Origin of the sequence: Gluconobacter sp. (genome assembly GCF_047723935.1) — a bacterium.
Classification (GTDB): Bacteria; Pseudomonadota; Alphaproteobacteria; order Acetobacterales; family Acetobacteraceae; genus Gluconobacter.
Window position 1 is genome coordinate 35,031 of the sequence record NZ_JBDOBO010000019.1, and the last position, 10,251, is coordinate 45,281.

Consider the following 10,251-nt stretch of genomic DNA (forward strand, 5'->3'; position numbering starts at 1 on the left):
AACATTTTGGACTATGCGCCGCTTTATCAAGCGTCAGGACGCCTCTCGCAGAGTGTTATCACCTTTCACAGCGCTAATCTCATTCGGGTTGGCAATTTTGCCTACTTGCTAATGAGACACGCTGCACCCAGCAGGCCTGCCTCGGTTCCCAATGTGGCCTGTACCAAAAGTGGCTTGGTGGTGGGGTAAAGGATTTTGTCCCTCACGGCACAATCAAGCGCAATGATGAGGCTACGGGAATTCCCTAACCCACCTCCGACTGGAAGGATTGTGCTGCCCGTGATGTTGATGACATGTGCAAGAGAAGCAGAAACGTAAGAGAGGTAGACTGAGAGCGTCCGTTCTGCCTGTTTTTCTCCTCTTTCCCACGCGGCCAGGATGCTGCGGCTATCAGTGGATTCTCCTCCGGCCCAAAGATGCAGCCGTTCAAGTGCTCTTGCACCCGCTATCGTGTCCAGACAGCCTGACTGGCCGCAACCGCATTTAAACAGCGGAACAACGTCTGAATGATCGGGTTCACACTTCATGAATGGTGGAGCTAAAACAACAGGAGAGTGGCCCCATTCCCCTGTAATTCCACCGAGGCCGTTCACGATCTCACTATTCAGGACATGGCCACCGCCAATGCCTGTCCCTAGAATGATGCCAAATACATTGTTGTGGCCCTGAGCGACACCAAATCGGGCTTCAGCTAATGCAAAGCAATCTGCATCATTGGCAATCAGAACGGGCCGGTTGGCTTTTTTCTTTAGGAGTTCCCTTAGTGAAGCCCGTCTAAGGCACGGAATGTTGGCAGCATGCACAATACCGGTTTCAGGGTTTTCGACCCCTGCAATCGCTATGTGGAGTGGAATTCCCGGCCACCGAAGGCAAAGCGTGACAAGAGCCGCGACAAATGCTTCCAGATCATCAACGGGGGTTGGTACAGCTACCCGGTGTTCCAGCTTCCCCCCTGGCTTCACGACGGCGAAATCAATGAATGAGCCACCTATATCTGCACAGAGAATCATATATGCGTCCGTTTGAAATTAAGGCGACCAAACCTGAAAACATGCAGCCAAAGTCTCACAGACAGGTCGGTTTAATGACGCAGATTCACTACGCCCGTTATCGGGTTAGAGATTGGAAAGGTCTTTGTAAATATATTGGTGTAATTCCTTGGTTTATAATTTAGACAAAAAACTATCCTACCCCACGCGTTCCTGATGGGACGAACAGGAAAACCAATGCTCTCAACTGGCCACTACCAGATCCTCAGTACCCTCAGTCGTGAAGGGTCGAAAAGCCGAACTGAGTTGGCTCAGTTTCTCGGATTGAGCAAAGCCACGATTTCGGGTCTGGTCCGTGACCTTCTCGACAAGGACATCCTGTCCGAGCGGGAGCTTGTTTTTGGTGTGGGACGACCATCGGTATCATTGGCTGTTAGAGCTGATGCAGCATGGTTTATCGGCATCTCCATGCAGGATGATCCGATGGTTCTCGTTTTGACAGACCTGCACGGTACGGTTCATGCGCGCGTGGAATTGCCTCGCCTTGCAAACCCAGAAGAGTGCATTAGCACCCTCGCCGAAGCCACAGAACACCTACGCCAGACTATGGGAGAAACAGGCGACAAGTTGTCCGGAATTGGGATTGCGCTCCCTGGCTTTGTCTCAAGGGACAGACATACGTGTGTTGCCTGCACTGCTTTAGGCTGGAGGGATATAAACATCGGCACCGCCATGGCAGAGAAGACGGGTCTTCCAACCTGGGTGGAAAATGATGCCAAGGCCCTGATCTTGGGCGAAGAACTCTTCGGTCCGCTCAGAGGCAGCCCCGATTTCAGCATGGTTTTTGTCAGCCATGGCATCGGATGCGCGCATATCGTCAACGGGAAGCTGTTATGGGGGAACTCTGGAGGGGCCGGAGAAATCTCGCACGCCCCTGTGACGCTGGAAAATTCCGATGCCCTTCCCTGCCGCTGCGGCAACAAGGGGTGCTTGGAGACCGTTGCTTCACTGCTGGCTATTTCCAATTCAGCGCGAAGACTAGGACTTCCAACCGGCGCTCAGGAGCTAACAACCTTGGCAACTAGCGGAAACCCTGAAGCATTGACAATTCTGCATCGCGCAGGATCGGCCATGGGTATCGCGACGGCGCAGCTTATCCAAATGCTGGATCCAAGCCACGTTGTCGTCATGCTCGACGCAGCACTGAGAAACGGGGTTTACGGCCATGCACTTCTTCACGAAGCCGAATCCCACATTCTGAATCGCGTCGGCGCACGGACCATGATTCATTTCCGTGATTTTGAGCCGGATAGTTTTGCAAGGGGTGCGGCCAGTCTTGCCGCGCGATATTTCATTTTTGGTCAGGACGATGTCTGAAACGACCCTGGACAAAAGAAACCATCAAAATTCGTGCTTTTTTAGCAACAGTTTCGAATTCAGATCGAAAATTTGTTTGTTTACATTGTGAATTAAGTTTCGCTTCTTTGAGCCCTATTGCGTACTAAAACACGGCTCTGCATGATGATTGCCATAAAGAAACGAAAGAGCGGCGCTGAGACGGGCCGCAGAGTGGAGTTGTCACAATGCGCATAACATTCCGTCAGCTTTTGGTTTCCTGTGTCACGATGGCCAGCCTCGTAAGCGCCAGTGCAAATGCACAGGAAAACAAAGCTCCCGCCTCATCTAAGGGCTCTCCAGCCACCAAGGCTACAGCTGCTGCCCGGCATTCCCGCTCTTCGAGCCCAGGGCCTTCAGTTCTGGGGCAATTCACCCCGTCGGTAGAGGAGATCTCTGTTACAACCCATTCTCTGTCGGCAACGGGCGTTACGAACCGAACCCCTGGCGGCGGTCTCATGCCGCATCAGACGGCTCCACGGTCCCAGAGTGGCATCACTCGTGACTTTATCGCCAAGCAGTCGCCCTCTTCCAATATTACGTCACTGGTTGCGGATCTTCCTGGTGTTACCGTTTCAAGCCAGGATCCCTACGGTATTACTGGCGATCATATTCAGATGCGGGGCCTGAACCAGACGCAGATTGGCTACCTGTTCGAAGGCGCTCCCCTCGCCGATCCGATCAACTACGCGCCTTATACCAGCACACTGGTTGATACGGAGAACCTTGGAGCTGTTACAGTTTCTCAGGGATCGCCTGACCTGAATGCACCATTCTACAATGCTGTTGGTGGGCAGATCACAGCGTCTGCTCTCAATCCATCGAAAAAAGCTGGTGGCTTCATCGATGTTGCTGGCGGGTCTTACAGCTTTAACAAAGAATTTCTTCGCCTCGAAACGGGCAATATTGGCAACTCAGGCATTCGCGGGTTCGTGTCATTCTCGCACACCAGTTATAATAACGGTGCCCGTGGACCAGGCGGCCTATTCCGTTATCACGTCGATTCAAAGTTCGTAAAAGAATGGGGCGACGGGAACAGCATCTCTGCAATGTTTTCCTATAACCGTCAGCAGACAACATCATGGCGGTCGCCAACGATGGCGCAATGGAAGCAATATGGTGTCGGCTTTGCCTACTCCCCGACCTTCTCTCCAGGTAATGCTTCTTATTACAAGCTGAACCAGCAGAACCTGAATCAGCAGCTCGTCGTCGTGCCGATGCACTTCACACTCTCAGATCACCTGCATCTTCAGGTAACGCCATACTATGTACACCAGTTCGGGCCCTCACTTGGTGGCGAGAATATTCCTGCGAGTGGTGGATATTACGGAACACAACAATACGGCAATCTTGATCGTGGGACGGTTGTCAATGGCAACATCCTGACATCCAGCCGCGATCCTTGGAACCAGAAGACTGGCGGCCTCAACACATCCGCAGACTGGAACATCAGCAGAAGCAATACGTTCTCGTTTGGCTGGTGGTACGCCTATACGACACATGAAGAGCTTTCAGACTTTACGCCTGTCAATGCAAATGGTGTCGGCCTCTCGGGCGGCGTGATCCGGGTAAACGGCAAGATTTTGTCTGGTTACGACCTGAATTTCATGCAGCAGGTCAACACGCTGTTTATTGCTGACACCCAGAAGCTCCTGAACGATAAGCTCACGCTTAGCGCAGGCTTCCGGGTTGCCATGGTGTCACGTCAGGGTACCAACCTGATTCCAGGTGCTGATCCCTACAAGATGCAGGGCAATTATTTCGAGCCGCTGCCGCAGTTCTCTGCCAGCTATCAGATCACCAAGCAGGATCAGATCTATATCAACGGCACCACGTCTTTCCGTGCACCAGAATCTGTTGAAGCCTATTCCCAGATTTTCGATCCGAATTCCGCCCATGCTGTGATGCAGCCGCAGAGCCTGAAACCTGAATACTCGATCAGCGAAGAAATTGGCTATCGTCATCAGGACAAACTCTACAACTTTGCGATGTCACTGTTTAACATCAACATCACGAACCATCAGGTTACATCAACGGGCTACATCCCGGGTACGAACATGATGGTTGCGTCCCCGATCAATATTGGTGGTCAGACGTCTCGTGGTGTTCAGGCCGAATTTGGACTGGCACGTTGGCACCATTTCAGCCCCTATGTGTCTGGTCAGTTCCTGCACTCAACGTTTGATAATGACTTCAACACAGGCAGCGGTCTCTTGCCGACTGCCGGCAAAATTGCGGTTGGCGCCCCGAAATTTACTGCTGCAGTAGGCCTGAACTATGATGACGGGCACTTCTTCGGCAACTTTGATCTGCGCTATGTGGACTCACAGTACACGACGTTCATGAACGACCAGAAGATGCCGTCTTACATCACGTCAAACATCGCACTTGGTTACCGTATGAATTCTTATGGGCGCATCAAGCACCCACAGATTCAGTTAAACCTCACCAATCTTGGCGACAACCATTATCTATCCGGCTCGAGCTACACCTCCAACGCCAAGGCCCACCTGACCTCCACGGGTGCGACCGCAAATGCCAGCGCACCAGTTTATTATGTCGGTGGCGTGTTCGCGGCGATGGTCTCGCTTTCCACAGGCTTCTAATTCCCACGACAGGCTGCTGATCACATCAATATTGGTCAGCAGCCTATTGAGAGGGCAATCTTTTGTTCAAGTTTCCCATATCGAGCCCCGCGGAAGCTTATGGATGGCGGCCTGTTCTTATCATGGCCGCCCTTTTTTTCAGCATAGGGTTTGTCACCTGGCTGAATGGGCCCCTTATCACTTTTGTGCAGGTTGCTTTCAACCTTAGTGACGTGGCGTCCTTTCTTGTTCCCGTGTGTTTTTATCTTGCATATTTTGTCTTTCCCCTTCCCGCGACCTTGCTATCCAAGCGGATTGGCTTGAGACATGGCCTCGTTGTATCGCTGGCCATTATGGCCGTCGGCACGGGCCTGTTCGGGGAGTGTGTCAACGCAAGATGGTATGCGGGCGCGCTTAGTGGACTGACGGTGATTGGGGCAGGCCTTTCGTTGCTTCAGATCACAATTAATCCTTACGTGAGCTTCCTTGGTGATCATGATCGTGCAGCTCAGCGTATTGCCATCATGGGGGTTGCGAACAAGTTTGCGGGTATTGTGGCTCCTTCTTTGTTCGCCATTATTGTCATGCCACATGTCGGCGAAGTGGCAGCGAGCATCCATAATGCACCTGTCGGACCAGAACGTGACGCTATTCTTATAAAATTTACTACTGCCGTACATACCCCATACCGAGTTATGGCCGGTTTACTTGTATTGTTGGCCATACTTGTTGCGCGATCTTCTCTCCCGGAAATCACGATAGAACAAGGAGTGACGACGCAAGATCCGGTACGCCAGGGAAATCCTTTAAAATTGGCCTCGGGTGTGCTGGCAATGTTCCTGTACGTGGGAATTGAAGTTCTGGCGGGCGACGCTATTGGACTCTTCGGTCGCTCTTACGGTCTGTCGCTGGACGTAACCAAGTATCTGACAGCCATGACACTCGCCTCCATGATGGCGGGGTACCTTGTCGGAATGGTTGTGGTTCCTCGGTTTATCAGCCAGGAACGCTATATGATCCTGTCTTGCATTCTGGGTATTTTCGTCTGTCTGCTGTCATTGACCGCACAAGGAGTGGTCCCAGTCCTGTGTGTCGCGTTGCTTGGGTTTACTAACGCCATGATCTTACCGGCTCTCTTCCCCATTGTCTTGGCGGAGGCCGGGACTGATGGGGCCAAGGCAACGGCTTTTCTGGTGATGGCTTTTTCTGGCGGCGCGGTGTTACCCCAGATTTTTGTTCATCTGACCCCATGGCTTGGCACAACATTCGCTTTCATGGGGCTTGTAATCCCGTCCTACCTCTTCATAGGGCTTTGGATGACTGCTATTTTTATGAAAACGACTCACCTTCACCTCACGAAAACGCCTGCAGGAGCCTCCGAGGCATGAAAATTTTGATCTGCCCAGATGCGGCATCCGCTCGAACCGTTGCTGCCAATATCCTGAAGCGCCAGATACTTAGGAAACCGTCATCCGTCCTTGGGCTCGCAACCGGCCGGACGATGGAAGCAATCTATAAACTTCTTGTGGCAGAACATTGTGAACATGGTTTGGATTTTTCTTCTGTAACAACGTTCAATTTGGATGAATACATCGGCCTTGATGGCGCTGACGAGCAATCCTATCGATATTATATGCAGGAACATTTGTTCTCGAAGGTTAATATTTCTCCGGAACGTACTCACGTTCCAAATGGTGCAGCCGACGATGTCAATTTAGAATCCAAAAATTACGAAGCCGCTATCGCTCAGGCTGGAGGCATTGATCTTCAACTCCTTGGCCTAGGCCAAAATGGACATATTGGCTTTAATGAGCCTCTTTCTTCGTTGAATTGCCGAACACGCGCCGTCACCCTTGCTCAAACCACTCTCGAGCAGAATGCAGAGATGTTCGATGGCAATCCAGACAACGTCCCTTCCCGCGCCATTACCATGGGAACGGCAACCATCCTTGAATCGAGCATGGCCTTGCTGGTGGTAACCGGTCAAGCGAAAGCACACATTGCTGCACAAACAATTGAAGGGCCTGTTACCGCCGCTGTGCCGGGATCCGTGTTACAGTCTCATCCGTCCTGCCTGGTGGTTTTGGATGAAGAAGCGGCATCCGCTCTTATGGGGCGCACGGCAATAGATTGGCAGTTAAAGCACGATCCTGAGCTGATTGCTCTGATGGACTGATGATAATGACCAACCGGGTAGGCTTTTAAGAGCCTATCCTTGCACGTTGTCTTCCTTCGAAGTTCCAAGCCGGTCTCTCGTCATGCCGACAGATGGGTAAGCAAATAAGTGAAGGGCATTCCTTGTGGAGCAACGCAGCTTCGGGCTCGCCTGTAGCACCCGCACAGTTCGGTCGTAGACTGCTAAGTTATGAAGCTGGCTGGTTTTTCTGAGAATCGACAAGATAATAATACATACGGCTCTATCCGGCGCGGCAGGACATGTTCCTGCCGCGCCGGGTATAAGGGCTGTTATCGGGTGCTTTGAACCAGTGTGTGAATGCCTGGAACAATAGCAATCAGCAGCCCACTCGGTGGGATCACGCGGTCCTTACCGGCGAAACTGGTGGGATCAATCAAGGTAAGATCCTGTACAGCCAAAAGCTGATGCGCCTTCTTGTGCCAGGCGCGATCATGACCGCCGGGTTCGAGTGCTTCCAGACCAAGAACTGCCAACTGAGATAACTGTTTGGAAACAGGCTCTGCCAATTGGAGTTGAGGCGACGTCGCAACCTGAACATAAGCTGCATCATTGGTTGCCCAGATGTTCAATGATTTGCGCAGCTGTTCAACGACGCTGCGATCCCCTGCCGCATAGCGCTTCGCGAGTGCATTGAATTCGATTGCACTGAAGCTATCCGGAGATGCAATGGCGGCTGGACTCTTTAGCATCGCGTCTCCTGCAGGAGCAGCAAGATGGTTCATGGCATAATTCTGCACCGGGACTGTGACAGACGTTAGTATGGTCAACGGTGTGATATTGCTGGGCGTGAGCTCAGCGATCATGCGGTCCGTGTGCTCCCGTGCGAGTAAGCCCGTTTTTTCCAGTTCATTCATGATGACAGGTAGTCTGCGATACAGATCATCAACATCCTGAACCGTAGCCGGAGACCAGAAGCGCTCGGCAATTGCTGCCGAACGCGGCCAAAGCCTCGCATCCAACATTTCGTCAGAGACAATTTCTGCCCATAAAGGAGCTTCTCCGCCAAGGACCATTTTGCGTTGGGCCTCATCCAAAGGCGCCATATCCGGGTCTGGAGCAAAGGCGCTTTCAAGGCGCCCCAGTGTTTGATGAAGTAAACGATCAGTGTCCGCGGCGCTTAGATTGGCAGGACGGGTTGCATCAGGATCTACAGCGTAATGATTTGCGGAAGAGTACAATAGATCCAGATAGTATCCCGCAGATACGACGACCGGATGACCAGCCTTTGTGGCCGATCCGGTCCATTTTGCGTTTCGCCAGACTTCGACCACAACATCTTTAGGAATTGGAGCTTCACTGACCTCATCCCAGCCCATCATGATCTTGCCCTGAGCAGCCAGAGCCTTTTCAATTTTGGCTGTAAATGCTGCCTGAAGTGCCGGGACGTCCTTGTATCCGTTAGCTTTCATGTAAGAGACGATTGCTGGGTTATCCAGCCACTGCTGATCCTGAACTTCATCCCCACCTGAATGAATATAGCGATCCGGGAAAAGCTTTCCAATTTCGGCATAAAGATTTGCTGCAAAATCAATGACCTGAGGGCTGACCGGATTCAGCGCGGCGTTGTTCAGGTTGGGTCTGCGGTTACAATGTGTAGTCGTCTGACCATCCGCTGAACTCGTCGTACAGGCTCTACCTGCAGCGTCCGTCACCAATACGGGCTGTTGTGCTGCCAGTTCGGGGTAGGCCTGCAGGAGGGATAGTGTGTGTCCCGGGATGTCTATTTCCGGAACAACCCGGATCCCGCGATCGGCAGCATATTGAACAATGCTTCGGACTTGGGACTGCGTATAATATTGATGATGCGCTCCCGCTTGCTGAAGTTTCGGATAGCGCAAACTTTCAATGCGAAAACCTGTTCCATCACTCAAATGCCAATGCAGGACATTCAGCTTGGTAAGCTCCATCGCATCGAGCTGGCGCTCCATGGTTTCAAGCGACATGAAATGTCGCGACACATCAATCATGAGACCACGCCACGAGAACCTTGGGGCGTCCTGTATGTCGGCTTCCGTAATCTGTCGGCCTGATGGCCCGGTATGCACAAGCTGCAGGATGGTTGCAAAGCCGTGGATCACGCCTGCCGGCCCATCAGCCTCAAGTCGAATATTCTGACCCTTTACGGACAGACGATATCCCTCTCGTTCATTTACCGTCAGATATGAAGGGTCTTGCCCTGTTCGGATATGCAAAACCGTCTTGGGGCCCGTATCCGTTGCTGCACCATGCAATTGTTCCAGGCGACCCAGAAAACGTGTCGCCGCTTTTTTTTCGAGAGGTGTAGCCTTTCTGTCCCAAACGATCTTGATTCCCTCAAGGCGGATGGATTGACCACTAAAGGAAATATGAGCGGGAGCTGGCAGCAGAACCGGCCCGGAAGACAATACGTCCTGAGATTGCGCGTGCGCTTGAGAAAAGGGGAAGGCACAGACACTACTGAGTAAAATCCCAGAGAGCGCCAAAACGCGGTGAAGGCCTTTTTTCACAAACTGTCGTCCTGCAAAGTGGAGAGAAAATTTTTGGTGGATTGGCAAAGCGATTGATGACGAAAGGCCACGACGCGATGGCTAGGAGAGGTAGAAACTGCGTTCACGCGGCCGGTCGACCCATACGCTGTGAAAAGCTCTAGGAACGCGACCGCTTGATCCTAATCCGGCGCAAAGTCACGCATCTGACGTCATGTTTCTTTGCTCCTGCCTAAGGGACTTTCTGGTCTCTTATTACGGAGTAGGAATTAAATTGCTGTCAATAGATTTTCAGGCGGTATTAACCCTCGCTGGATTGTTTAGTTGAAAAACTTAATTGATCACGGAAAATGGAGCTCTAAAGCGGCCCCTTTTCATGGCGGAAGGTCGTCTCTCTTGTCAGACACCTCAAACCGTTTGCGTCACTGAATGCTCTAGAAGCAGAATCACGATCGTCTCTGGTCACTTCCCACCTGGCATTTGCAAAGCGTGGGGGCTGTCCGAGAGGCGATCCTAAGGAGATCCAGGTCTGCGCTAAAACGAAGATGCATGATTTTGAATTGAAAAATCATGCACGTGTCATATCTCCCTTCCGAGATTAAAAATGCTCTAGTTTACAC

Annotated in this window: 6 protein-coding genes; 4 read left to right on the forward strand and 2 right to left on the reverse strand. The window is 51.8% G+C overall.

Features of this window, described 5'->3' with window-relative positions:
- Nucleotides 1–101: 101 nt before the first annotated feature.
- Complete coding sequence (locus ABF979_RS08800) at nucleotides 102–1,010, reverse strand: ROK family protein (RefSeq protein WP_415559207.1); 909 nt, start codon at nucleotides 1,008–1,010, stop codon at nucleotides 102–104.
- 216 nt (nucleotides 1,011–1,226) lie between these two features.
- Here ABF979_RS08800 and ABF979_RS08805 point away from each other — a divergent pair, with 216 nt between their 5' ends.
- The 4 genes from ABF979_RS08805 to nagB all read left to right on the forward strand — a co-directional run bounded on the left by ABF979_RS08805 (nucleotide 1,227) and on the right by nagB (nucleotide 7,145).
- Nucleotides 1,227–2,366 (forward strand): ROK family protein, encoded by a 1,140-nt coding sequence (locus ABF979_RS08805; protein WP_415559209.1) that lies wholly within the window; start codon nucleotides 1,227–1,229, stop codon nucleotides 2,364–2,366.
- 206 nt (nucleotides 2,367–2,572) lie between these two features.
- A complete protein-coding gene (locus ABF979_RS08810; RefSeq protein WP_415559211.1) occupies nucleotides 2,573–4,990 on the forward strand; it encodes a TonB-dependent receptor in 2,418 nt (805 codons plus the stop codon).
- Between the two features lie 122 nt (nucleotides 4,991–5,112).
- Nucleotides 5,113–6,357, forward strand: a complete 1,245-nt coding sequence (gene gluP, locus ABF979_RS08815) for a glucose/galactose MFS transporter (RefSeq protein ID WP_415559212.1) — start codon at nucleotides 5,113–5,115, stop codon at nucleotides 6,355–6,357.
- The gene (nagB, locus tag ABF979_RS08820; RefSeq protein WP_415559214.1) at nucleotides 6,354–7,145 is read left to right on the forward strand and encodes a glucosamine-6-phosphate deaminase; all 792 of its coding nucleotides are present in this window, start codon (nucleotides 6,354–6,356) and stop codon (nucleotides 7,143–7,145) included. The genes gluP and nagB overlap by 4 nt, the downstream gene beginning before the upstream one ends.
- A 290-nt stretch (nucleotides 7,146–7,435) precedes the next feature.
- On the opposite strand, the gene ABF979_RS08825 is transcribed toward nagB, so the two are convergent.
- Entirely contained in the window at nucleotides 7,436–9,550 is a 2,115-nt protein-coding gene (locus ABF979_RS08825) for a beta-N-acetylhexosaminidase (RefSeq protein ID WP_415559216.1), read from the reverse strand.
- Nucleotides 9,551–10,251: the final 701 nt, after the last annotated feature.

Bases quoted from the DNA above. Each gene is read 5' to 3' on its own strand.
- ABF979_RS08800 (WP_415559207.1), bottom strand. From the start codon at position 1,010: ATGATTCTCTGTGCAGATATAGGTGGCTCATTCATTGATTTCGCCGTC.
- ABF979_RS08805 (WP_415559209.1), top strand. From the start codon at position 1,227: ATGCTCTCAACTGGCCACTACCAGATCCTCAGTACCCTCAGTCGTGAA.
- ABF979_RS08810 (WP_415559211.1), top strand. From the start codon at position 2,573: ATGCGCATAACATTCCGTCAGCTTTTGGTTTCCTGTGTCACGATGGCC.
- gluP (WP_415559212.1), top strand. From the start codon at position 5,113: ATGGCCGCCCTTTTTTTCAGCATAGGGTTTGTCACCTGGCTGAATGGG.
- nagB (WP_415559214.1), top strand. From the start codon at position 6,354: ATGAAAATTTTGATCTGCCCAGATGCGGCATCCGCTCGAACCGTTGCT.